Origin of the sequence: Saccharospirillum alexandrii, assembly GCF_043641555.1 — a bacterium.
Lineage (GTDB): Bacteria > Pseudomonadota > Gammaproteobacteria > Pseudomonadales > Natronospirillaceae > Saccharospirillum > Saccharospirillum alexandrii_A.
Window position 1 is genome coordinate 186,946 of sequence record NZ_JBHZRJ010000003.1, and the last position, 22,986, is coordinate 209,931.

General features: G+C 57.6%; 19 protein-coding genes. 1 reads left to right on the plus strand and 18 read right to left on the minus strand.

Features of this window, described 5'->3' with window-relative positions:
• Nucleotides 1-3 precede the first annotated feature (3 nt).
• The 14 genes from ACHUE7_RS11190 to gluQRS form a co-directional block, all read right to left on the minus strand.
• Nucleotides 4-615: a prepilin-type N-terminal cleavage/methylation domain-containing protein gene (locus ACHUE7_RS11190; RefSeq protein ID WP_394170034.1), complete on the minus strand. Its 612-nt coding sequence runs from the start codon at nt 613-615 to the stop codon at nt 4-6.
• A 659-nt stretch (nt 616-1,274) separates the two neighbouring features.
• Nucleotides 1,275-1,655, minus strand: coding sequence for a type II secretion system protein (locus ACHUE7_RS11195; protein WP_394170035.1), 381 nt, complete (start codon nt 1,653-1,655; stop codon nt 1,275-1,277).
• A gap of 447 nt (nt 1,656-2,102) precedes the next feature.
• Entirely contained in the window at nt 2,103-3,746 is a 1,644-nt protein-coding gene (pgi, locus tag ACHUE7_RS11200; RefSeq protein WP_394170036.1) for a glucose-6-phosphate isomerase, read from the minus strand.
• A 304-nt stretch (nt 3,747-4,050) separates the two neighbouring features.
• Nucleotides 4,051-4,431 carry an aspartate 1-decarboxylase gene (gene panD / locus ACHUE7_RS11205; RefSeq protein ID WP_127556156.1) on the minus strand — a complete coding sequence of 127 codons (381 nt, stop codon included), beginning with the start codon at nt 4,429-4,431 and terminating at the stop codon, nt 4,051-4,053.
• An 87-nt stretch (nt 4,432-4,518) separates the two neighbouring features.
• Nucleotides 4,519-5,361, minus strand: coding sequence for a pantoate--beta-alanine ligase (panC, locus tag ACHUE7_RS11210; RefSeq protein WP_394170037.1), 843 nt, complete (start codon nt 5,359-5,361; stop codon nt 4,519-4,521).
• Between the two features lie 59 nt (nt 5,362-5,420).
• Nucleotides 5,421-6,218 (minus strand): 3-methyl-2-oxobutanoate hydroxymethyltransferase, encoded by a 798-nt coding sequence (panB, locus tag ACHUE7_RS11215; protein WP_348477585.1) that lies wholly within the window; start codon nt 6,216-6,218, stop codon nt 5,421-5,423.
• 173 nt (nt 6,219-6,391) lie between these two features.
• Nucleotides 6,392-6,886, minus strand: a complete 495-nt coding sequence (gene folK, locus ACHUE7_RS11220) for a 2-amino-4-hydroxy-6-hydroxymethyldihydropteridine diphosphokinase (protein WP_394170039.1) — start codon at nt 6,884-6,886, stop codon at nt 6,392-6,394.
• A 23-nt stretch (nt 6,887-6,909) separates the two neighbouring features.
• Nucleotides 6,910-8,280, minus strand: a complete 1,371-nt coding sequence (gene pcnB, locus ACHUE7_RS11225) for a polynucleotide adenylyltransferase PcnB (RefSeq protein WP_394170040.1) — start codon at nt 8,278-8,280, stop codon at nt 6,910-6,912.
• Nucleotides 8,281-8,989: 709 nt separating this feature from the next.
• Complete coding sequence (locus ACHUE7_RS11230) at nt 8,990-10,429, minus strand: sigma-54-dependent transcriptional regulator (RefSeq protein ID WP_394170041.1); 1,440 nt, start codon at nt 10,427-10,429, stop codon at nt 8,990-8,992.
• 163 nt (nt 10,430-10,592) lie between these two features.
• On the minus strand, nt 10,593-13,538 hold the full coding sequence (locus tag ACHUE7_RS11235; protein ID WP_394170042.1) for an ATP-binding protein: 2,946 nt from the start codon (nt 13,536-13,538) through the stop codon (nt 10,593-10,595).
• Entirely contained in the window at nt 13,538-13,705 is a 168-nt protein-coding gene (locus ACHUE7_RS11240; protein ID WP_164743850.1) for a hypothetical protein, read from the minus strand. Before ACHUE7_RS11240 ends, ACHUE7_RS11235 begins: the two co-directional genes overlap by 1 nt.
• A gap of 96 nt (nt 13,706-13,801) precedes the next feature.
• Nucleotides 13,802-15,334, minus strand: coding sequence for a DUF3369 domain-containing protein (locus tag ACHUE7_RS11245; RefSeq protein WP_394170043.1), 1,533 nt, complete (start codon nt 15,332-15,334; stop codon nt 13,802-13,804).
• Nucleotides 15,331-16,971 (minus strand): sensor histidine kinase, encoded by a 1,641-nt coding sequence (locus tag ACHUE7_RS11250; RefSeq protein WP_394170044.1) that lies wholly within the window; start codon nt 16,969-16,971, stop codon nt 15,331-15,333. Before ACHUE7_RS11250 ends, ACHUE7_RS11245 begins: the two co-directional genes overlap by 4 nt.
• Nucleotides 16,972-17,059: 88 nt before the next feature.
• Entirely contained in the window at nt 17,060-17,959 is a 900-nt protein-coding gene (gene gluQRS, locus ACHUE7_RS11255) for a tRNA glutamyl-Q(34) synthetase GluQRS (protein WP_394170045.1), read from the minus strand.
• A gap of 107 nt (nt 17,960-18,066) precedes the next feature.
• Between gluQRS and ACHUE7_RS11260 the strand changes: the two genes are divergently transcribed.
• Nucleotides 18,067-19,257 carry an aminotransferase class I/II-fold pyridoxal phosphate-dependent enzyme gene (locus ACHUE7_RS11260; RefSeq protein WP_394170046.1) on the plus strand — a complete coding sequence of 397 codons (1,191 nt, stop codon included), beginning with the start codon at nt 18,067-18,069 and terminating at the stop codon, nt 19,255-19,257.
• A 98-nt stretch (nt 19,258-19,355) separates the two neighbouring features.
• Here the strand turns inward: ACHUE7_RS11260 and ACHUE7_RS11265 are convergent, their stop codons facing one another.
• The 4 genes from ACHUE7_RS11265 to ACHUE7_RS11280 are packed head-to-tail and all read right to left on the minus strand — an operon-like array spanning nt 19,356 to nt 22,905.
• Nucleotides 19,356-19,691, minus strand: coding sequence for a Rieske (2Fe-2S) protein (locus ACHUE7_RS11265; protein WP_394170047.1), 336 nt, complete (start codon nt 19,689-19,691; stop codon nt 19,356-19,358).
• A 30-nt stretch (nt 19,692-19,721) separates the two neighbouring features.
• Entirely contained in the window at nt 19,722-20,501 is a 780-nt protein-coding gene (locus tag ACHUE7_RS11270; protein ID WP_394170048.1) for a heme ABC transporter ATP-binding protein, read from the minus strand.
• Complete coding sequence (locus ACHUE7_RS11275; RefSeq protein ID WP_394170049.1) at nt 20,498-21,520, minus strand: FecCD family ABC transporter permease; 1,023 nt, start codon at nt 21,518-21,520, stop codon at nt 20,498-20,500. The genes ACHUE7_RS11270 and ACHUE7_RS11275 overlap by 4 nt, the downstream gene beginning before the upstream one ends.
• Nucleotides 21,517-22,905 carry a hypothetical protein gene (locus ACHUE7_RS11280; protein WP_394170050.1) on the minus strand — a complete coding sequence of 463 codons (1,389 nt, stop codon included), beginning with the start codon at nt 22,903-22,905 and terminating at the stop codon, nt 21,517-21,519. Before ACHUE7_RS11280 ends, ACHUE7_RS11275 begins: the two co-directional genes overlap by 4 nt.
• Nucleotides 22,906-22,986: the final 81 nt, after the last annotated feature.

Here is a 22,986-nt window from a genome sequence, read left to right on the forward strand (position 1 = left end):
ACATCAACAGCCCTCATCCCAGTAGCTGGTTCGATACCCAGTGAGCTGAACCGTTTGGCCGCGAGGGTCTGAGGCGGTAACGGTGATTCTGGCGATGCGGGGCGTACAGCCCGCCGTATTCGACAGCGTGCCCAGCGCCAGGCCTGTGCTGGTATCCACAGTAACCTGAACCCGGTAGCTCGACAAACCGGGCAGGGCGTTCCCCAGCCGGTCGCGAATACCGGGGGCGAGCCCGTCGTCGCTGTTGGAATCGAAGCCGTTATAGTCGCAGAGGTTATCCCAAAGCCTGCGGTCGTAACTGCCGTCAGATTCGGCTGAAGGGCAGACGTTCGGGCTGGTCACCGTATCGTCAATGCGCGGATCGTCGTCACCGTCGAAGAATGACTGGCTCATGACTTCACTCAGTGTGCTCTGGGCCACCAGGTTAGCCTGACTGCGCAACATGGGGTCAATATTATTGATCGTCAAAAACCCCAGGCTCTGCAGGATGGCAGCGGCAGCAATGCCAATGATCACAATGGCAATGACCAGCTCGATCAGCGTCACGCCGCGCTGCGAGTCGTGCTGACGTTCGTGAGCTGAGGCATGAGTGCGCATGCTACTGAATCGCCACATAGCCGGTGACTCCATCCAGGCGCAAGGTCGTAGTGGGTGTCAAGCCAACAATCTGAGTGCCACTGGACACCGGGTTTGCGGGTAAATTGGTGCAATCACTTGCTGTGGTGCTTCGGTACAGACGACCTGTTGGGGTGAAAAACAAACGTTGCAGTGAGTTGCTGGTGAGTGTGCCTGTTAATTGGGTCGATTCACCAGGTGCGGTGACGGGCGTTATTAAATTCAGTGGGGCACTGCAGCCAGCACCACTGGAACCAGTACTCTGGCAGTCGTCATCTTGCCATACGGACCAGCCGGTGGTGGTGAGGCGAATTTCTAGGGTGCATTGAGAAGTTGTGGCACGATTGTGTGTGTAAGTCAGAGTGGACTGAAGGTTGCTTCTTACACTGTTGTTCAAAAAAGGAGTTGAGTTGAAAAATCTAGGAGCAGCAACAGCGGATATAATGGATAGTAGTAGCAGTACCAGAACTAATTCGACTAGACTGAACCCAAAATAAGCTTTCCCCATTCAGATGTACCTATTCAATTGCACTTCTATGAGAAAGGTAAGTGAAATCGAGCCAATGTAGGTTTTTATTGAATCTAAAAAAGTGCCCTGCAAAATCGTAGATATTTGCACAGACTAAATAGCAAGGCACTTTTTGTTCTTATCGTTACTCTTACAAACTGCCTACACACAATACTGAGTCGCCAACAGCTGTTGTCGCAGTAGCACAGCTATCGTCTGTAAATGTTGGTACTACTTGTGTGCCACCACTGATCGTCACTTGAACCCCAGTCGCAACTGCTGATATCCCTTCACCATCAACGCCTGCCGCTAACTCAGTTACCGTTGGAAAAGCGGCGTTTCCATTTACGCGATTTTCCGCAACTAATATTCCCCATGTGCTTTTCACGGCACCAGTAAGGCCAGCTTCAGTGGCGGCCGTAGCCTGGGTAGAAAAATCAACAAATCGTGGCAAGGCAAAAGCAGACAAGATGCCCAGAATCACGATCACCATGATCAGTTCAATCAGCGTAAAACCTTTTTGTTGTTTCATAGTCAATCTCCCAATATCAGTAAATATGCCTGTCTTACTTCTACCCTTCTTTCGTTAGGTATAAGCCAGAACCGTGCCAACGAATTAATTCCGGATCGTATTTCTACCCATATGGCCATTTCACGGGGTCCAGAATGAGACTTGGCTCTCAATATCGGCGAGTTTATGCGGTTTTTTTGGCGTTGCAAGGGAGTAGGTCGTATTTGGGGCATTCTAATGACAAAGGATTGACGATTTACAAGAAAAAAAGAACGAGGTGGGTGTTGCAGTGTTTAAAAGTGACGCATGGCGTCAGCTTTGCAAGAGCAGCAAGGTTGTCATGGCGGGGTGGAGAAGACAGAAAATACTCTGGCGAGGTGTCATTTGAGCTAAGCGTGGCACTTCTTTCGAGTGTGCAGGCCAGTTGAAGCAGACCTCACCGCGGAGATGGATGAGGTCTGCTGCCATTCAGCGGTTTGCTTGTCTGAACCGTTCAATCAACTGGGCGGTTGAGCTGTCGTAGCCTTCGGTGTTGCCGGTTTCCAGCGCTTCAAACACGCTGTTGCCCAGTACCTTGCCAAGCTCAACGCCCCACTGGTCGAAGCTGTTGACGCCCCAGATAACGCCTTGCACATACACCTTGTGTTCGTACAGGGCGATCAGTGCGCCCACTACCTGTGGCGTAACCTGTTCGAACACCAGGCTGTTGCAGGGGCGGTTGCCGGGTACCACCTTGTGCGGTACCAGCTCGGCAATGGCGGCCGCATCAAGGCCTTTTGCCTTCAGCTCAGCCGTAACCTCGGCTTCGGTCTTGCCCTCCAGCAGTGCCTGTTGCTGACCCAGATAGTTGGCGAACAGCCAGGGGTGGTGGTCGGCCACGGGGTTGTGGCTTTTCAGTGGCATTAGAAAGTCGGCGGGAATCAGACGGGTGCCCTGATGCAACAGCTGGTGGTAGGCGTGCTGGCCATTGGTGCCGGTACCACCCCAGATCACTGGCCCGGTGCTCCACCCAACCGGGCGGCCATCCTGCGTCACAGCCTTGCCGTTGGATTCCATATCGACTTGCTGCAGGTGCGCCGGCAGGTCTTTCAGGCTCTCGTCATAACTGAGCACAGCATGGGATTCGGCGCCCATAAAGTTGTTATACCAGACACCCAACATGCCGAGGATAACCGGTATGTTGTGCTCGAGGCCGGTGGTGCGGAAATGCTCGTCCATTTCATGGGCGCCGCTGAGCATTTGTTCAAAATTATCGAACCCGATCACAATCGCCTGGGCCAGCCCAATGGCCGACCAGAGCGAGTAGCGACCGCCGACCCAATCCCACATCGGAAACATATTAGCCTCGTCGATGCCGAATTCAGTCGCGGCTTTGATGTTGGTGGAAACGGCAACAAAGTGGTGCTTAACCTGTTCCGGCTTACCACCCTGTTGGAAGAACCATTCACGCGCCGCTTCAGCGTTTTTAAGGGTCTCAAGGGTGTTGAAACTTTTTGAAGCCACGACAAAGAGCGTTGTTTCCGGATCAAGATCCCGGCAGACGCTGGTGACGTCGGTACCGTCGATGTTGGCAATGTATTTTAGGTCATAGCCGTCTTGCCAGTAGGGCTTCAACGCATCGGACACCACTTTCGGACCCAGGTAGGAGCCACCGATGCCGATGTTGACAATGGTGCGCAGTTTTTTACCGGTGTGGCCGGCAAAAGCACCGCTGTGAACCGATTCGGCAAAGGCCTTCATTTTGTCCTGGGTAGCGTTGACCGTCTCATTAATGTCTTCGCCGTTCACGTTGATAGGCCGCTGGCTGCGATTCCGCAACGCGATGTGCAAGGCGGGGCGGTTTTCGCTGCGGTTGATCACCTCACCGTTGAACATGGCGTCTATGGCTTCCGGCAACTTGGCCAGCCGGGCCAGCGCCATCAACTGGTTCATGGTCTCGTCGGTTACCCGGTTTTTGGAATAGTCGAGCTCGATACCGGCGGCATGCTCTGTCATGCGGGGGCCGCGGTGCGGGTCTTCGGCAAAGAGGTCGCGCATGTGCACATCGGCGAGGGTGGCTTTGTGTTCTTCGAGTTTTTTCCAGGTTGCCAGTTGGGTCGGATCGTAAGCCATAAGTCGGTTCCCGATTGTTTTTGTGGGTTTGGATTAAGAAGAATGCATGGAGGATAGGTTGGGCTGTAGTGAAACGATACCAACCAAACCGTAAAATAATTATGTAATTTAATTACAAAATTACGGGAAAAACCACCGATTGGTGAAATTTTGTGACATCAGACGGTGATTAGGTAACCACGGAAGGCTGCCGGGTAGACCTGTCCGGGGAAGTCCGCAGCAGGGATGCTGCGGCCTAGGCTCCAAGGACGGATTCACGCCGACCCCGGACAGGTCTACCCGGCAGCCGGCCTGACTCGTCCCCTTAGGCCAACTGAACAGGCAGGGCGTTACTGGTGTGGCTGACGGTGTTGTCGTCGTTCATGTAGAGCATGCGGGGTTTGAAGGTTTCGAGTTCGGCTTCGGAGAAGTTGGCGTAGGCGCAGATGATGACGGTATCGCCGACGCTGGCTTTGTGCGCGGCGGCGCCGTTGACCGAGATCATGCCGCTGTTGTCTTCACCGCGAATGGCATAGGTGGTGAAGCGCTCGCCGTTGGTCACGTTGTAAATCTGAATCTGCTCGAATTCGCGGATGCCGGCCATATCGAGCAAGTCGCCGCCAATGGCGCAGGAGCCTTCGTAGTTCAGTACCGCATGTGTGACCTTGGCCTTATGCAATTTGGCCTTGAGCATGATTAATTCCATTACGCACCTCATATTGCACCCCCGGTCAGCATCAGGCGTGATCCGGAAGCGGGGTTTTATCGGAAACTGTGATTGGAGGCAACCTGCCTAACGATCCACCTGAACGTTGTCGATCAGTCGTGCCTTGCCTAGGAAGGCCGCCGCCAGGATGACCAGTTCATGGTCGTCGTCTGTGGCCGGTTCCAGATCGATGCGGCGGCTTATATTGAAATAATCAGGTGTGAAGCCGGCATTGTGCAGGGCTTCCTTGGCCGTTCGGGTCACTTTGGCCAAGTCATGCTCGCCCTGCTCAATGGCCGCCTTGGCGTTGCACAGAATGCGGTACAGAGCGGGTGCCTGTTCCCGTTCGCCGGCGGTAAGGTAGTTGTTGCGTGAGCTGTGGGCCAGACCGTCATCGGCACGGCCGGTATCGACGCCGATCATCTTAATGGGCAGGAAGAGATTGCTGACCATGGTTTTCAGTACGGTGAACTGCTGAAAATCCTTAAGGCCGAAGACGGCGCAGTCTGGTTGTACCTGATTGAAAAACTTCAGCACGATGGTCGCCACACCAACGAAATGCCCCGGGCGGCTGGCGCCACAGTGCAGTGTGGTGATCTTGTCGACACTGACCCGGGTCAGATCTGGCTCCGGGTACATGACTGCCTTGTTTGGGGTGTACAGTAGATGGCAGCCTTCGGCGATCAGCTTCTTTGTGTCTTCTTCCAGGGTGCGCGGGTAGCCGGAGAGATCTTCGTTTTCGCCAAACTGTGTCGGGTTGATGAAGATGGACGCAACAACGATGTCGGCGTGCTCCCGGGCACTCTTGATGAGCCGCATGTGGCCTTCGTGCAGGTTGCCCATGGTGGGCACCAGCGCCACGCGCTTGCCGTCTGCCCGCAGATCGGCGAGGGCAGTGCGAAGGTCGTCGAGAGTAGCAACAATTTTCATAACAGAGTCACTCAGGGTCAGTTACAGAGCCGGGCAGTGGGGTGTCGGGCGACAGGCGCTTAGTCGAACGCGTGTTCCGGACCTGGGAAAGCGCCGGATTTCACGTCGTCAATGTAGCGGGTCACCGCATCTGCCAGGGTGTTGGGTTCGGCCATATAGTTCTTCACAAACTTTGGCAGGCGGTGCTGGGTGAAGCCCAGCATGTCGTAGCTGACCAGCACCTGAGCATCGGTCACGTTACCGGCACCAATGCCGATTACCGGCACCGGCACGGCGTCGGTAATGGCGCGGGCCAGGTCAGTCGGTACGCATTCCAACAACACAAAATCGGCACCGGCCTCTACCAGGGCAATGGCATCGTTGATCATGGTCTGGGCGGCTGCTTCGTCGCGCCCCTGAACCTTGTAGCCCCCGAATTTGTTAACCGACTGGGGCGTTAAGCCAAGGTGCACGCAGGTTGGAATGCCGGCGCGGCTGAGCGACACAATGCTGTCGGCAAGCCAGGCACCGCCCTCGAGTTTGACCATGTGTGCACCGGCCTGCATGAGCTGGCCCGCATTGGCCTGGCATTGGTCAACACTTGAGTAGCTGTTGAACGGCAGATCGGCGATGACCAGGGCCCCCTGGTTGCCTCGGGCAACGGCAGTGGTGTGGTACACCATCTGCTCCAGGGTGACCGGCAGGGTAGACGTGTGGCCCTGAACCACCATGCCCAGTGAATCACCCACCAGCAGGGATTCGACACCCAGGGTAGAGAACATCTGCGCAAAAGAAGCGTCATAGGCGGTGAGCATGCTGAATTTCTGGCCGTCGGCGACGAGCTGTTTCAGGGTGGCTACCGTGTGATTCTTCACCATCGGGGCTCTCTCGATCGGTTAGGTGGGGGCGAATGGTTGCGATTTGGGGGGGCTAAGTCAAGCCGGTGTGATGGTATGCCGTGTTTCGGTGCTGTTCAGCGGTTTTGCCGCCACGGTTTACCGGCTATTCGGGGTTTCGTGGTGCCATTGTTGAATGGTGGTTGGCAATGCGCTTACAGGCGGCTTATCGCCTGGTCCCGGGTGTGTTCCAGCCAGTGGTTCAGTGGCTGATTCCCGAGAACCAGTTCAGGCGCAATGTCGGCCAGCGGGCGGATAACAAACGCCCGTTCATGCGCTCTGGGATGCGGCAGTGTCAGTTCGGGGTCTTCGGATGTAACGTTCTGATACCAGATGATGTCGAGATCGAGCGTACGTGGCCCCCATCGCACCTGGCGTTCACGGCCGAAGTGATGTTCGATCTGATGCAGCGCATCGAGCAGTGGGCGGGGGTCGAGCCCGGTGGTAATTTCACAGACGGCATTCAGGTAATCCGGCTGGTCGGCCGGGCCACCGATGGCAGCGCTGCGGTACCAGGGCGAGACCTGAAGCACCCGGGTTCCAGGCAGGGCACTGAGCTTCTCCAGTGCGCCATCAAGTGCCTCGGCGCTCACGCCCAGGTTACTGCCTAGCGCAATGTACGCTCGATGTTCCAGTGATGCAGCAGACATTCGTCAGAGCCTTGGGGTGTCGTTCAGGAGGCTGACTCGCCACGGTTTTGCGGTGGTCGACGGCGCCGGCGGCGACGCGGACGGTCACTGGCCGCTTCGCTGGCCATATCGCGTCGAATGTCCGGGTTTTCAGTCTGATAGTCGGTCCACCACTGGCCCAGATTGCCCGTTTTCTCGCCGGCACTTTCTCGCAGCAGCAGGAAGTCGTAGGCTGCACGGAACCGGGGGTGGCTGGCGACTTGCTCAGCGCGTTTCGGCGTGCGTTTGGGCAAGCGCAACTGGAGTTCCCAGATCTCTTTCATCGGGATCGAGAACCGCTTTGGAATAGCGATGGATGAAATCTGATGCGCGACTATTTTACCCATGGCCTGCAACCAGGCGGGTTGTTCCGGTGTGCCCATGTTGATGCTGTGCTCGGCTTCTTCACGAACCGGAGGCCACAGCAGAGCCGCATACAGAAAGGCGGGAGTAACGGGCTTGCCACGATTGATGCGATCGTCGGTATTAACCAGAGCCTGTTCTATGAAGGCATCGTAATAGCCGTCGGTGGAGGCTTTGAGTGCAGCGTGTGTCGCCGGTAACAAGGGCTCAACCAGGTTGTATTCACGCATCAGGCGCCAAGTGGACAGGCCGTGGCCGGACATCAGCATTTTGATCACTTCGTCGAACAGACGCGCCGCGGCTACGTTGCTGAGCAGCGGTGCCAGCTCGGGAATCAGGTCGCCGGTGCGTGGTTCTATGCTGAAGCCAAGTTTGGCGGCAAAACGAACCGCGCGCATCATCCGTACCGGGTCTTCACGGTAGCGGGTTTCCGGGTCGCCGATAATGCGCAACACTTTGTTTTCCAGGTCATTCATGCCCGAGCCGTAGGCTTTCAGGGTGAAATCTTTGGGGGTGTAGTACAGAGCGTTGACGGTAAAGTCGCGACGTTCGGCGTCTTCTTCGAGTGAGCCGTAGACGTTATCGCGCAGCAACAGGCCTTCGTCGGACTGTTTCTGCAGATGGTTGTCGTTGTTGTCGTCGGTGCGCCCACGAAAGGTGGTCACTTCGATGATTTCGCGACCAAAGGTAACGTGGACAATGCGGAAGCGACGGCCAATCAGGCGGGAATTGCTGAACAGCTTGCGCACCTGTTCGGGCGTGGCGTCGGTGGCGACGTCGAAATCCTTGGGTTTCAGGCCGAGTTGCAGGTCGCGCACGCAACCGCCGACCAGGTACCCTTCGTAACCGGCATTTTGCAGGCGATACAGCACTTTCAAAGCGGTATGGTTGATGTCTTTCCGGGACACGCGGTGCTCGTCTCTCGGAATTGTATTCAACTCGATGCTGTTCGTTTTTTGCGGTAACCAGCGTTTGATCCAGTCCACTACCATGGTTTGCACATGATCTCGCATTGTTCAAAGAGCGCGCAGTTTAGCGGAAGCAGCCATCATTCTCTATGCCTTGCGCCCGTCAATATGTCCATTTGATGGCTAAAATCGGCCTGATGGCGCGAAATGTCTCATAGTAAGCACGTTACGGAGGTGCGATGGCAATGAATTGCACCCGGGGCAGCAGCGTCGGCGTAACGGATAAGAGGAATCATGTGAAGATGGATGTAACTACGAGCGGCCGGCTCGAGGCCGGCTCTAGCAGCGTGATGAAGCATCACGATCTGAACCTGCATACTGAAACAGGTGAGTGGGGCTTATTATTCTTGATGTCTGGGGATCTTGATGCCCCCATGACCTTACACTGTCATTTGTTTTCTTATTATTAGTGTCGTTTATTGTTTTTGTTGTTAGCAGCTGACAATGGTGTTTGCCCGTTTGTTAATGCTACCCCCTTGTTGTTGTTTTTGGGTGGGGGTTGCTTGTGGTTGGCCCGTTGTTGTTTTTGTTGATGGGCCGGTCTTCTCTTGCCCCTTAGATATTGCAGGTGCTGTGCCAGCTTTAAAAAATTGTTATAAAACAATGAGTTAAAAAATACTGATCAAAATGTAAGCAATTTGTCAGTGGCCCGTCAGCGTTGTTTGTTACCGTAAGTGTCAGAGTTGTTACGTGCGTAAGGCCATGTAACAACGCTGATGCTCGAAAGCCAGGTTACTGGCGGATTGGCGGAGTGTTACTGGGTGGTCGTGCTGGCAGAAGAGGCGGTACTGCCTTTCTTGGGGCGGGGGATGCCCAGACGCTGGCGACGCTCCCACAGGCACTTGCGGCTAATGCCGAGCTTTTGCGCCAGCTCGGTTTCCGACATGCCTTCCTGGTGTTCGAGCACGAAATGCTGGAAATAGTCTTCCAGTGACAAATCGTCTACGTCCTGTGAGTGGCTGTTAATGCCGGATGAAGCGGTGGGGGCTTCTTCGCTGACCAGCGTGTCTGGTATTTTCCAGTCTTCCTGGTCTAAGCCCATTTCATCGAGGGTGATCTCGCCGCCTTCACTGAGAATAAGGGAGCGTTGTATGGCGTTTTCCAGTTCGCGCACGTTGCCGGGCCAGTCGTAGTGCAACATGGCATCGCGGGCGTCTTTCGACAGCAGCACGGGCCCGTCGAGTTTGAGCCGGCGTGCGTGCTTGGCAATGAGGTGTTCGGCAATTTCAACGACATCCTGTCCGCGCTCGCGCAGCGGCGGCAACGTTACTTCAATGACTTGCAGCCGGTAATACAAGTCTTCCCGGAACCGGCCTTCCTTGACCAGTTGCTTGAGATTGCGGTGGGTGGCCGCAATCAGCCGGACATCGACGGTGCGCGAATTCACCGAGCCAACCCGGCGCACTTCGCTTTCCTGAATCACTCGCAGCAGCCGTGCCTGGGCTTCCATTGGCAACTCACCAATCTCGTCCAGAAACAGGGAACCCCCCTCGGCGGCTTCAACCAGGCCCTGGCGTGCGGCCGTTGCGCCGGTGAATGCCCCTTTCTCGTGACCAAAAAGCTCCGACTCGATCAGGCTTTCGGGAATGGCTGCGCAGTTGACGCTGATCATCGGCTGGTCGTGGCGGGGGCTGTGCTGGTGGATGGCACGTGCGGCCAGTTCTTTACCGGTACCGGACTCACCGTGAATCAGAACGGTGATATCGGCCGGTGCGACGCGGCGAATTCGATGGTAAAGACGTTGCATTGAGTCGCAGCTGCCGACCAGGTCGCCCAGAGTACTGTGGGGCTGGTGGTGGCTGGCTTCAGGTTGGCTGTCGCCCGATTCATGCTGCACCCGCTGCTGTCGGTGGGTGCTGACAATGCGCCCGACGGTACGCACCATTTCTTCGTGATCAAACGGCTTGGCGATGTAATCGACCGCGCCCATTTTCATCGCATCGACGGCGGAGCGCATGCTGGCATAGCTGGTCATGATCAGGACTGGCACATCGCCGGCCATATCGATCAGGTCGGTACCCGGTGCACCGGGCAGTCGCAAATCGGTGATGATCAGGTCGAACCGTCCCAGGTCGTGCTGACTGGCTTCGGTGACCGATTCGGCTTCTATGACCTGGTATTGATGACGTTCCAACAGTCGTTTCAGGGCTGAGCGGATAATGCTCTCATCTTCAACTACCAGAATGTCACTCATGTCTGACCTCCGTCACGGCCCGGACTGTTACCCGGGCCATGGAATGTGTCGTACTGCGTTGTGTGCCGGATTGACCGCGATGTGCCGTCGATCCCGTCGCCCCAGGCCTGATCATTGCCCTGAAGTCGACATGGGCAGGCATTCAAGCCGTGGTACGCTGTGTTCAGGGTGTTACCTGAGGTAACAGCCGATGTAAGGGTAACCGAATTGTGAACCGAGTGCCAATGCCCTCGGCAGCAAACGCCGGGCTGTCCACGGCCATATGGCCGTAGTGTTCTTCGACAATGGTATAGGCCAGAAACAGGCCGAGCCCCGTGCCTTTGCCGACCTCCTTGGTGGTGAAGAAGGGGTCGAAAATGTGATCGACAACCTCGGCCGCAATGCCGGTTCCCCGGTCGATGACTTCGACCACGGCACTCTCTACTTCGGCTTCGGCCCGCACCCGGATCACCTCGCCATCCGGGCTGGCATCCCGCGCGTTGCCGAGCAGGTTGATGAATACCTGGCTCAGGCGCTGGGCCTCACACAGTACGGTCAGGTCGTCGGCGACCTCATTCACAAAGATCACCCGCTGCGCATCACGCGACAGGGATAGCAGGTCGATGGCGTCCTGCACCACCTGGCGTAACGGATAAGGTTGATGGTCGGCCTTGCCATCCCCCTGGCCGGCATGCGCGAAGTTGACCAGCGAGCGTACAATTTTGGTCACCCGGCCAGCCTGTTCCCGAATCTGATCGGCAATCACCTGTTGCTCGGCCGGGTCGGTCACGTATTTGAGATCCTGAGCCAGGCAGTCGATGCCGGTGATGGGGTTGCCAATTTCATGGGCCACGCCGGCGGCCAGGCGACCAATGGACGCCAGGCGCTCGGAATGCACCAGTTCCGATTCCAGCAGCTTATGCTCGGTTTCGTCTTCAAGCAGAATGACGGTGCCTTCGAGCGGCTCGTCGCGGCGTTGTATCTGGGCGCTGCGATGCAAGCTGAACCAGCGTTTGCCCCGGCCATCGGCATTGGGCTGTTCTACCGTGAGCTTGTTGGACTGGCCCTTGAGAAAGCTGTCGAGCAGGTCGTACCAGTTGGCGGGCAATGAATCGAGACGGGCGCCAATGGCTTCGGCCTCACTGATGCCGGTCATGTCAGCCATGACCCGGTTCCACAGCAGTATTTCGCCGTCACTGGCCAGTGAGCAGACGCCGATCGGCAGGTTATAGAGTGTTTCACGGTGGTGCCGGCGCAGCCGGTCGAGCTCGGCGGCCATGCCGGTTAGCTGATGGTGGTAGCCATCGAGCCGTTGCTCGAAAAAGTAGATGTCGTCCCGTTCGGCAAGACCGCCTTGCTCGTATGGCAGGTAGCGGGCGACCAGTGCCTGGGCGACACTCGGGCCCATCAACCCCGATAAGTTGGCCTCAATGGTGTCGCGCAGGCGGCGCAGGGCGTAGGGTCGGTATTCGCCGAGCGGAAAACCCAGTGTTTTCAGTGCTCGCTTAACTTCACGTTCCGCCATGATGCGCCCCAGCGGGCGACTCAGCGTATCGATGAATTCGGTAACATTGCGCGCTTTCAGCGGTAGACGATGACGCCGGTCGACAGAAGTGATGACGCAGGTTTGGGCGGCATCTTTCTCTTCCTTGCTGGTGCGGGTGAGCAGCGAGACCAGCACAAAGGTCAGCGTATTGATGCCCAGCGAGACCAGAGTGGTCAGCGACCAGTGATCAGCCTCCAGAGCAAAGCCCATGCGCAGCTGGGTGCCAAGCGACAGGCTCTCGGCAAGCATGGGTACGGCCAGACTGGCAGCCCAGACCAGCAAGCCCAGTGTTAAACCACTGACAAACCCCTGGCGGTTGGCTCCGGCCCAGAACAGCAGACCAAGAATGCCAGGCAATAACTGCAGCAGTCCGGTAAAGGCAGTAATACCCAGGGAGGTGAGATTCTGCACCTGGTTGAGCAACAGATAGAGCGCGTAGGACAGACCGATGACCACGCCGATAAGCAGTCGCCGCACCCACAGCAGCCAGCGGTACACATCGGCACTGAAGCTCGGCTTGTAAAACGGCAAGACCAGATGGTTCATCGCCATGCTGGCCATGGAGATCGACGCCAGCACCGTGATGCCAGCGGCGGCCGACAATCCACCCAGGTAGGCCAGCCAGGTCACCCAGGGTTTGTCGAGCAGCAGCCCAATGGACAGGGAAAAGTATTCCGGGCTGGCGGTCGAGCCGAGTGACTGACCGGCCCAGAGAATGGGCATCACCGGCAGCGCCATCAGCAGCAGGTAAATGGGCATCGCCCAACTGGCCATGCGTAACCGAGACAGATTGGTGGTTTCCCGGAATAAAAGCTGGAACAAATGCGGTAACACCAGCGGCGCGGAAACGAACATCAGTAACAGGGAGAACCACTGCACCGGTTGCAAGGGAGGCGTTTGAAATTGGGGTTCGAGCGCAATCTGCGACCATCGGGTAATGCCTGGCCAACTGCCGAACACTTCCAGTGCAGCAACGCCGCCAATCACCAGAAACGCGACCAGTTTGAACAGCGACTCAAACGCCAGCGCGAACATCAGCCCCCGGTGCTTCTCGGTTGGGGCGATGTCGCGGGCACCAAACAGAATGGAAAACGCCAGCAGAATCAGACAGATCAGCAGCGCCAGTGGCCAGGCCATGGTGTTCGGGTCGAGCAGAGTAATAGTGTCGGTAATGGCCTGAATCTGCAGCGCCAGCATGGGCAGCATGGCCAGCACCACGCCCAGCGTGGTCAGAAACCCGACCCAGCGGCTGCGGTAGCGAAAGGCGAACAGGTCGGCCAGGGAGGCCAACTGATAGCTGCGCGACAGATCATGAATGGGCCGCAATATGATGGCCGAAAACACCAGGGCAATGGCGAGGCCCAGATACAGGGCGAGGTAACCGTAACCCAGATGGTAGGCCAGGCCGACACTGCCATAGTAGGCAAAGGCGCTGCAGTACACGCCCAGTGCCAGCAAGTAGACCAGCGGGTGCCTGGCCAGGTTTTGCGGGATCCAGCCGCGCTCTGCGCAGTAAGCTGCCAGAAACAGCAGCAGCAGGTAACTGAGAGTGACACTGATCAGGAGTTGCCAGCTAAAGCCCATCAGCGCCGACTCCGCAGGTATTCAGCCAGTGCATTGACCGCAATCAGGCCTGTCCAGATCAGGAAGGGCAAATACCACAGTTGCACCGTCCCGGAGCCATCCAGCGAGAACGGCAACAAGAGGTAGAAGGGTAAAATGAACAGCTTGAGTAATAACGACAGTGACATGGGTCGCCCGCCCGTGAATGCGGGCGTTATCCTACCCTTACAGCGGCCAGAATTTAAGCAGCGACTGAAGAATTCCCGCCCGTGCGCGGTCGGGCATCAGTCGGGGTAGGTGTTTTTAATGGCAATGAGGTCATCAAAATGAGCCAGTACAATGTCGGTCAGGGCCGGGTCGAACTGCTGGCCACGTTCTCGTTCAATCAGGGCCCGGGTCTCCTCGTAGGACCAGGGGTTCTTGTAGCAGCGAGCGCTGGTGAGCGCATCGAACACATCCGCCAGGGCCGTTATGCGGCCTTCAATGCTGATTGAGTCACCCTGTTTGCCATGGGGGTAGCCGGTACCATCCCAGCGTTCGTGGTGGTCCAGAGCGATCAGTGCACCGACTCTGAGAATGGATTTTTCCGACTGGTGCAGCAAGTCGTAACCGATCTGCGAGTGGGTTTTCATGATCTCCCATTCCTCGGCGTCCAGGGGGCCTGGCTTGTTCAGTACCTGGTCGGGTATGCCTATTTTGCCCAGATCGTGCAGGGGCGCTGCCTCCCGGATTAACTGCGCCTGTTGTTCGCCCAACCCGGCTTTCAGTGCGATCAGTTCACTGATGTGCGACACCCTCCGCAAGTGCTGGCCGGTCTCCCGGGATCGATGCTCTACCGCATCGCCCAGAATAAAAACGATTTCGCGCTGGCTGTCTTCGAGTTCGGTGCGTAGGGAGAGATTTTCAAAAGCGGTCAGGGCGTTCTGGCAAAAAACTTCCAACAGATGACGTTCAATGGGGCTCTGGGGCGTCAGGCCCTTGAGGAACAACATGCTTAGATGCAGTTCGTTGGACCGGTAAAGGCACAGATAGCCATTGTCCATGTAATGCGAGTGATACCCGAGTTTGGTGCTGTCTATGAAGGTGCGAACGCTGTCTGGAAGCAACTGGGTAACCGGGACGCCTACTTTGTTGTGATAGGCCCCCGTCCCGGCGACGACAGTCAGTTTGCCGGCCTGTTCATGGGCGGCGATGCCCTCGCACTGAGCGTAGAGCGCATCTTCGTCGGGCGATAGTATCGCGGAAATCTGTTCGAGAATGCCCAGGGCAAAGTCAGTGAGGAAGGTTTTTTGCTGCAAGTGAATGGAGGCGCTGAGAATGCGTTCCAGGCCCTGCCGACTGCGGTCGAGCGCCAGGATGTCGCGGTAGCTGCGCAAACAGGAGTACAGCAAGGTGTGCAGTTTGCTGCGTGTGAGTTCGGTCTTTTCCTTGTAGTCGTTGATGTCGTAGTCGGCAATGATGGTTTCTTCCGGTGCCTGGCCTGGCTGGCCGGTGCGCAACACGATTCGGGTAAAGGTATTGTTCAGTTGGGTGCGAATGGTTTCGGCCAGATCCAGTCCGGCGTGGTCGGTTTCCATGACCACATCGAGCAGGCACAGGGCTGTATCCGGGTTGTCTCTCATCATCGCTTCGCCTTCGACGCCGCTGTGGCTGTGCAGGAAGGCCAGCGGTCGGCCATCGAACCGGAAGTTGCGCAGCGCCAGGGTAGTGATGGCGTGCACTTCTTCGTCGTCGTCAACGATCAGAACCTTCCACGGCTGCAGGTGCTCCGGGTCTGAGGTGGTGCGTTCGCTCGCAAAGGTCAGTTTCTCGTTCATGATGCGGTGTCCGGGGGTGGTGTTGGTTCCGGCGTGGCGTCTGCCGGTGAATAGGGGATGGTGATGATCAGTCGGCAACCCTTATGTGGCGGACTGTCGAGCCGTATTTTTCCGTTCAGCTTACCGGTGACCAGATTAAAAACGATATTCATGCCCAGGCCACTGCCACCACTGGACCGGCGGGTCGTAAAAAACGGATCGAACATGCGTTTCTGGGTATCGGGGCCCATGCCCTCTCCGTCGTCTTCATAAATCAGCTCCAGCGTCTTTTTCTGTACGCGGTTGTACAGACGGATCTGACCCGGGCGGGTGCTGTCGTCGAACCCATGAAGCAACGAATTGATGATCAGGTTGGTGATGATTTGTGCCAGTGCCCCCGGTGTCAGTTGCAGGGCAATATCGGGGTCGATGTCATTCACGACCGTAATCGGGGTGTTTTTGTATTTTGGTTTCAGACTGGCCAGAATTTCATCGACATAAACCTGCAGATTAATGTCGCGCTGTTCATCGCTGGTCTGATCCACAGCCACTTGCTTGAACGATCGAATCAGTTGCGCCGCCCGATCCAGGTTGCTCGACAGCAGCGTGCCGGTTTCCAGGCACTCATGAAAGAACCGTTCGAGATCCGACTTGGTGAGCGTTTCGTTCTCCAGATCCCGTTGCGTCTGGCGAGCCTCTGAGGTCAGGTGGCTGGCAGCGGTAATGGAGACACCCAGTGGCGTGTTGACTTCATGGGCGACGCCGCTGACCAGATTACCCAGCGAGGCCAGCTTCTCACTTTGCAACAGCTCATCCTGGGCGATCTGGAGTTTTTCGAGCGACTCGCTTAACTCGGTGTTGCTGCGTTGCAGCGCCTCGGTGCGCTCGCTTACGGTTGCCTCAAGCTCAGTTCGGTATTCCAGCAGTTCTTTCTCGTGCTCGATCAGGCGGTCGCGTTGATCATTGAACGACTGATACAAGCGACCGATTTCATCCGACCGGGCTTCGAGGGATGGTTCGCGCTGCACGACCCAGGTGGAGACGTCACCCTTGGAGGTGCGTTCGACAAAATCGGTAAACGCCTTGATCGGAACCGCGACGATGCGGTCAACCAGGGCATAGAGTCCAATCAGCAACAGAACGATGGCCAGCACCGCGGAAATGATGACACCACCGAGCACCAGTCGAACCTGATTATCGATCAGACCATCGTCACTGCGCAGATAGATCCAGCCAATGACAGACTCAGAATTATTAAATTCATGCACGACGGGTGTGCTGATAAACAGGCTGTTGGCGTCATTCCATTCGGTACGGTCACCTCCCGGAGGCAGGTCGGTGAACGACATGTTGTTCAGGTCGCCAAGGTTCAGGCTGATCTCACCCTCGGCGCTGCGAACGGCTACGCCCGAGATATAAGGATCGCGCAGCAGGGCGTTGGCGGCGCGGGTGACGCCGCTATCGTCAAAGGCCCACATCGATTCCTGAATAATGGGCAGCATATTGTCGAGTGAGGCGTCCACGTTCTGATTACGCAATCCCTCCATGGTCCGGTTGAGCGCGGAGTATTGCATCAAAATGGTCACCAGAATGGCGATGGCCACCCCAAGCGTGATGTAAAGCAGCAGACGGCGCGCCAGTGAAGCGTTTACAGTCATGAAACAGTGCAATCCAGAAGCAAAGTCTACTTAGCGTAAACCCGCATTCAGGTTCGCGCCAGCAAACAGGCGAGGAACGAATCAATGACTACTTTTTATCCGGGTTAAAATTGTCGGGTTTGGTTTCGAGGGAAATCTCACCCAGCCCATGCAGGTAAGTGGGAGACCATTGCCCGAGCGCCTCGGCAAGCATGCGCTCGGGTGTGTCGGCCTGAACATCAAGACCGAGCCAGGGCCAGAGTTGCATCAGGTTGGCCGTGGCCTGGTTGTTGTTCAGAGCCGGCGCAAAGTTCTGTTTGCTGAGCTTTTGCCCGGCATGAACCAACACCGGAAAATGTGCATGGCTCGGGCACTCATGACCCAGTGCCCTATACAGTGCCCGCTGCCAGAAGGTAGAGCTGAGCAAATCGATGCCGCGCACGATATCGGTCATACCCTGGTCGGCGTCGTCCACCACCACGGCCAGCTGGTAGGCAAACAGACCGTCGCGCCGGCGAATCACGACATCGCCGTAGTCGCTCGCCAGTGCCGTTCGCTGCGGCCCCTGAAACAGGTCGATAAAGTCATCGTCGATGTCGGGTGCCTGAAAGCGGATGGCGGCATCGGCCCGGGGCTGGCGACAGGCGCGGCATGTGCCCGGATAAACCGCATGCCCGGCCAGCTGCTTGCGGCTGCAGCGGCACCAGAACAGCTTATCCCGGTCAGCCAAAACCTCAATGGCGTTTTGATAGGCATCATCGCGCTGGCTCTGGTGCATCACCGACGAATCCCACACCAGGCCATGAGCCTCCAGACTACGCAGAATGGCATCGCTGGCACCCGGCTGGGTTCGCGGCGGGTCCAGATCCTCAATGCGTACCCACCATTCACCGCCTTGGCGCCGGGCCTCGAGGTAGCTGACCAGCGCCGCCAGCAAAGAGCCAAGGTGCAATGGCCCGGTGGGCGAGGGGGCGAAACGCCCGCGATAGTGTGATGGCTGAGCCGTCATGCTGGCCAGGTTCTCCATTAAAGACAGTGAATAGCGCGCTGGTATTGGACTGGACGTTACCGATTCTGCATTATGCCCACGGTTTTCAGTCTTTGCAGGTAGCAGTTATGTCCGCCAACCGGCTTGCCGATCGTACCCGACACATCGCACCCTTTCACGTTATGGGCGTGCTCGCCAAAGCCCGGGCCATGGAAGCCGAAGGGCGTTCCGTGATAAGCCTGTTCGTTGGTGAGCCGGATTTTGGAACGCCCGAGGCTATCATAAAGGCGGGCCAGCAAGCATTGGCGGACGGGCACACTGGCTATACCGCGGCCATGGGCATACCCGCACTGCGTGCCGCCATTGCCGAACGCTACCAGCGCTGGCACGGCATTACCGTCGATCCGGCACGTATCGCGGTAACCCCGGGCGGTTCCAGCGCTTTGTTACTGGCATTTGCGGCCACCATCGACCCGGGCAAGAGGGTGTTGCTGCCGGAACCGGGCTATCCCTGTAACCGGCATTTTCTGCAGGTGCTCAATGGTCAGGGTGTTTCGGTGCCGCTGTCGAGCGATGGCTTGCGACTGGATATTGATGCCCTCGAAGCCGCTGTGACTGAAGACACCACCGGTCTGCTGCTGGCGTCGCCCTGCAACCCGACAGGTCAGGTATTATCCCGCGAAGAGTGGACCGCTGCTTCAAACTTTGCCCGCCGTCACGATCTGTCTTTGTTTGCCGACGAAATCTATCACGGTCTGACCTTTACCGAGGCATTGCCGCCGACCGCACTGGCAGTGAACGACGATGCCTGGGTCACCCAAAGCTTCTCGAAATTCTATGGCATGACGGGCTGGCGACTGGGTTGGGTCGTTGTACCGGACTACGCAGTTGACGCTGCAGAACGCCTGGCGCAAAACCTGTTTCTGTCGGCCCCTGCGATGGCCCAACAAGCTGCATTGACCGCTTTTACCCCCGAAGTAGAGAAAGAATGTTTCGCCCGCGCTGCCGAACTCAAGGCACGTCGGGATACACTGGCACCGGCCATTGAAGCGCTGGGATTACCGCTGTTGGCTCAACCGGATGGTGCTTTTTACCTCTATGTGGATGTGTCATCGGTTTGTGACGATGCCAAGGACTGGTGCCAGCAGTTGCTGGAAGAGACCGGCGTGGCAATCGCCCCGGGGCTGGATTTTGGTGGGGTTACTGAGCACAGTGCGGTGCGTATTGCTTACACCGTTTCGATATCTCGCCTGGAAGAAGCAGTTAGTCGAATCGGAGACTTTCTGGCGCGGCATCCTTATCTGGCACGAGGTCGCTGAGTGCCAGAGTTCAGAGGTTGTTCCAGCTCAGGTGCCAGTAAGTCGTGTCGGCCACCGGGTGACCGACACTTGGTGTGCAGGTCAATTCCAAATTTCGATCAAGTGCTAATTTCTTTTTCAGGAACCAGATATAAAACCTCATCCCGTACAGTAAATTCAGCCGGCTTCAAATAGTCCCCCTGGCAAGGGCCAGACAAACAATGGCCCGTTTCTATTTCAAACAGAGCACCGTGGGTGGAGCACTGGATCAGGGCGCCGTCGAGATCCAGAAAATCGTTTTCCTGAAATTCCAGCTCAACGCTCAGATGCGGGCATTCATTGTGGTAGACGAAAATGTCCCCGTCCTTGCGCACCGCGAATACCGGTTTGTCGGTGATGTTGAAGCCGAGTGACTCGCCTTCGTTCAGGTCGTGAACAGAGCAAAGTTCGATCATTGAGACTCCTGGTTCAAAATGGCTCATGGGTTAATCCGGAATGATCAGCGGGCAATCGTGACGCGGGTGGCGTTGCACGGTGACCGCCAGATCGAAATATCGCTGAAGTGTATCGGTTTGGAAAGCCTGGTCGGGCGTGCCCTGCTCAACAATATGCCCCTGATGCATCAGCACCACTTGATCGGCGTAACGGGCCGCCAGGTTGAGGTCGTGTACCACCAAGAGAATCCCCACCTCGCGCCGGGCAAAGTGTTGCACGGCTTTGAACAGAGCCTGTTGATGGCTCAGGTCCAGCCCGGTAGTGGGCTCGTCGAGCAGCAGGAAACAGGGGCCTTCCGGCTGGGTTTCCCAGATTTGGGCCAGCACCCGGGCCAGGTGAACGCGCTGTCGTTCGCCGCCGCTGATGTCATCGATGCTGCGTTTGCTGAACTGGCTCAGGTCACACAGCGCCAGCGCCTCCTGCACGATCTGGCTATCTCGCTGATGACCGGTGCCATGGGGGTAACGGCCGAGTGTGACCACTTCTTCGACCCGAAATTCGAAATTCAGTGCATGCTGCTGCGGCAGGACAGAGAGCAAACGGGCTCTGTCCTGCCCCTCCCAGTCGTGGATTGGTTTGTCATGGAGGGTAACCGTGCCCTGCTCTGGCGTGAGTTCGCCGCTCAGGGCTTTTAGCAAGGTGCTCTTGCCAGCGCCGTTTTGCCCGATCAGGGCGGTGATCTTGCCCGGCGCTACCCTAATCGAAACATCCGTGAGTACGGGCTGGCCCGGAATCAGGCTCAGCGTCAGCTGATCGGCGCGCAACGTCATGACAACCGGCCCCGCTGGCGATGGATTAAATAGATGAAAAACGGTCCGCCGAGCAAGGAGGTAATGATACCCACCGGCAGTTCAGCCGGGCTCAAGACGGAGCGGGCCAGCCAGTCGGCCCACAGGGTGAGCAGGGCACCCAGTGCCAGGCTGAGTGGTAGCAACCGACGGTGGTCGGCACCGGTCAGCATGCGCACGATGTGCGGCACGACCAGGCCAATGAAACCGATGATGCCGGTAAAGGCAACGGCGGCACCCACCCCGGCAGCGCTGAGATAGACAATGCGTCGTTTCAGCACTGGCACATCAAAGCCCAGGTGGCGACATTCGGATTCACCCAGTAACAGGGCGTTAAGCGGTCGCCATAGCCGGTAAGCGAGCGGGGCGATGATGGCCAGCACCGCTGCGGTGATCGCCACGCCCGACCAGCTGGCCGCCGCAAAGCTGCCCAGGCTCCAGAACGTCAGGGTGCGCAATTGCTCATTGGTGGCCAGATAGGCGCAGAGACCAATGCCGGCGGCGGCCACCATATTGAAGGCAACGCCCGCGAGAATCAGCCGCAGAGGTGAGTAATGGCTGCTTTGCCCAATCAGCATGACCAGCCGTGTCGCGGCCAGGCCACCGCCAAAAGCGACCAGGGGTAGCAGAAAGGGTCGCAAAGCAGCGGGCAGGGCATTGGGCAGGTTACTGGCCAGAACCAGAACAACGACGACCATCAGCGTAGCGCCGCTGGATACCCCCATTAAACCGGGCTCGGCCAGGGGGTTGCGAAACAGCCCCTGAATCAGAACACCGCAGACCGCCAGCAGCGCGCCCACACAGAGTGCCAGCAGGGTTCTGGGAATGCGGATTTGCCAGAGAATCAGCCCCTGTAAATCGTCGCCAGGGCCGGTAAAGAGGTGTTTCAACAGAGCGGACCAGGGCAGATGCGTGGGGCCGGTCGCCAGACTGGCAAGCAGCGTGACCGCGAACACCCCGAGCAGCCCAGCCCACAGCCAGGCTGCGGGCAATTGCTTCATTGCGCCTCCAGCAGCGTGCGTGCCTGCGAGCGCAGCAATTGATCCTGGTTGCCGCTGATGGCATCGAGTTCCCACACTTCCAGCCGGGAACCGTCAGACAGGGTGACATCGCGCACCAGTGATACCTCGATGCTGCGGTTCAGCTCAGCATCCTGCAACATGGGTTCGGCCAAGTAGAGCGTATCGCGGGGCTGCAGGGCGCTGACCTGTTGCAACCACTGGGAGGCATCGCCAGCAACCAGAGGCAGGGGGATGCCGTGCTTGGTGGTTCTGGAAACAAAGGCTGGGCCTGCGCTTAGCGAATAGCCAAAACTGGGCTGCTGCCGGTGCGATTGCTGGTGCAACTGCTCGGCGGCCATTTGCAGTACCCGGGCCGCGCAGACGGCGTTCATGGCGTAATGGTCTTCGTCGCTTAGGCCAAAGACCAGGGTGAAGCCTTCGGGCAGCAGCACGCCTCCATAAAGCTCACCCACCTGGGTGATCAGGTGTTCATACCGTGCCCAAAGCCCCTGCAACTGGTGAGCATCGTAATGGCGGGTCAGGGCATCCCAGTTGTGGCATTGCACATTGAGCAGAGCAACATCGCAGTAAGCCCCTTTTTCACCCACCAGATGGGTCTGCTCAAGCAGGCGTTCTGCCTCGGCGGAATCGGTTGAGGTGGCCAGGGTGCGCAGCACCTGGGCGTTGCGATCCAGCGAATTGCTCAGGCGTTGCACCAGCATGCGGATCTGGTGTTCGGGCGGGCCGCTGAACGCATCGCGCCACTCGGGTATCTGCTCACTCAGTTGGGTGGCGAGCTTCTGGGTCGCCTGATCCTGCAGGCGGGTCCGCCAGCCAATCAGACCCGCCGCCAAGGCCAGGGCCAGCAGGTTGAATAGAAACCAGGCGCGGTAAGCGCGTTCCTGCCAGGAACGCAGGGGCTGGTCATCGAGTTGTATTTCAACGTTGCCAAGCAAATCGGACTCAAAATAGACCGGATGGCTGAACCGGTCGATGGCATCGGGGTTGCGGCCACCGGGACGCGACGTCAGTGTTATGTCCTGGCTGGTTGAGTTCAGGCTGGCATTGAACACCAGTGGTTCTTCAGCGGTGCGATTCAGTAGCAGGCTGATGGCCAGCCGGTCGCCGCGTTGCAGGGGCGCGGCAATGTCGAACGCTAGAGTGCGGGCCAGGCTCTCGCCGAGGCGCTGGCCAGCCTGCGTCAGAGCATCGCTGGCCGGCTGATACCAGAACAGCCAGAGCATCAGATTCACCATGACCAACAGCGCCAGCGTAAAGCCGGTTAGCGGTTGCCACAGCCAGCGTAGCCAGTGTTGGGACAACAGGCCTTTGGCCGCGTGGCGGGCGTCTGGTTGTGTCTGGGGAGTGCGCGTGTCTGCCGTCATACTGGGTGTCGGGTTGCTCTGGTGGTGAAATAAGTCCGGGCCCGGTGTTCGGAACTTCCTTAATTGTTCCGCGGCGTCCCA

What these genes read in the sequence shown, in the direction of transcription:
- ACHUE7_RS11245 (WP_394170043.1), bottom strand. Translation starts at nt 15,334, where the DNA reads ATGAACGAGAAACTGACCTTTGCGAGCGAACGCACCACCTCAGACCCG.
- ACHUE7_RS11195 (WP_394170035.1), bottom strand. Translation starts at nt 1,655, where the DNA reads ATGAAACAACAAAAAGGTTTTACGCTGATTGAACTGATCATGGTGATC.
- ACHUE7_RS11275 (WP_394170049.1), bottom strand. Translation starts at nt 21,520, where the DNA reads ATGAAGCAATTGCCCGCAGCCTGGCTGTGGGCTGGGCTGCTCGGGGTG.
- ACHUE7_RS11230 (WP_394170041.1), bottom strand. Translation starts at nt 10,429, where the DNA reads ATGAGTGACATTCTGGTAGTTGAAGATGAGAGCATTATCCGCTCAGCC.
- ACHUE7_RS11265 (WP_394170047.1), bottom strand. Translation starts at nt 19,691, where the DNA reads ATGATCGAACTTTGCTCTGTTCACGACCTGAACGAAGGCGAGTCACTC.
- ACHUE7_RS11270 (WP_394170048.1), bottom strand. Translation starts at nt 20,501, where the DNA reads ATGACGTTGCGCGCCGATCAGCTGACGCTGAGCCTGATTCCGGGCCAG.
- ACHUE7_RS11260 (WP_394170046.1), top strand. Translation starts at nt 18,067, where the DNA reads ATGTCCGCCAACCGGCTTGCCGATCGTACCCGACACATCGCACCCTTT.
- pgi (WP_394170036.1), bottom strand. Translation starts at nt 3,746, where the DNA reads ATGGCTTACGATCCGACCCAACTGGCAACCTGGAAAAAACTCGAAGAA.
- ACHUE7_RS11235 (WP_394170042.1), bottom strand. Translation starts at nt 13,538, where the DNA reads ATGGGCTTTAGCTGGCAACTCCTGATCAGTGTCACTCTCAGTTACCTG.
- pcnB (WP_394170040.1), bottom strand. Translation starts at nt 8,280, where the DNA reads ATGCGAGATCATGTGCAAACCATGGTAGTGGACTGGATCAAACGCTGG.
- ACHUE7_RS11240 (WP_164743850.1), bottom strand. Translation starts at nt 13,705, where the DNA reads ATGTCACTGTCGTTATTACTCAAGCTGTTCATTTTACCCTTCTACCTC.
- ACHUE7_RS11250 (WP_394170044.1), bottom strand. Translation starts at nt 16,971, where the DNA reads ATGACTGTAAACGCTTCACTGGCGCGCCGTCTGCTGCTTTACATCACG.
- panB (WP_348477585.1), bottom strand. Translation starts at nt 6,218, where the DNA reads ATGGTGAAGAATCACACGGTAGCCACCCTGAAACAGCTCGTCGCCGAC.
- panC (WP_394170037.1), bottom strand. Translation starts at nt 5,361, where the DNA reads ATGAAAATTGTTGCTACTCTCGACGACCTTCGCACTGCCCTCGCCGAT.
- panD (WP_127556156.1), bottom strand. Translation starts at nt 4,431, where the DNA reads ATGGAATTAATCATGCTCAAGGCCAAATTGCATAAGGCCAAGGTCACA.
- ACHUE7_RS11190 (WP_394170034.1), bottom strand. Translation starts at nt 615, where the DNA reads ATGTGGCGATTCAGTAGCATGCGCACTCATGCCTCAGCTCACGAACGT.
- gluQRS (WP_394170045.1), bottom strand. Translation starts at nt 17,959, where the DNA reads ATGACGGCTCAGCCATCACACTATCGCGGGCGTTTCGCCCCCTCGCCC.
- ACHUE7_RS11280 (WP_394170050.1), bottom strand. Translation starts at nt 22,905, where the DNA reads ATGACGGCAGACACGCGCACTCCCCAGACACAACCAGACGCCCGCCAC.
- folK (WP_394170039.1), bottom strand. Translation starts at nt 6,886, where the DNA reads ATGTCTGCTGCATCACTGGAACATCGAGCGTACATTGCGCTAGGCAGT.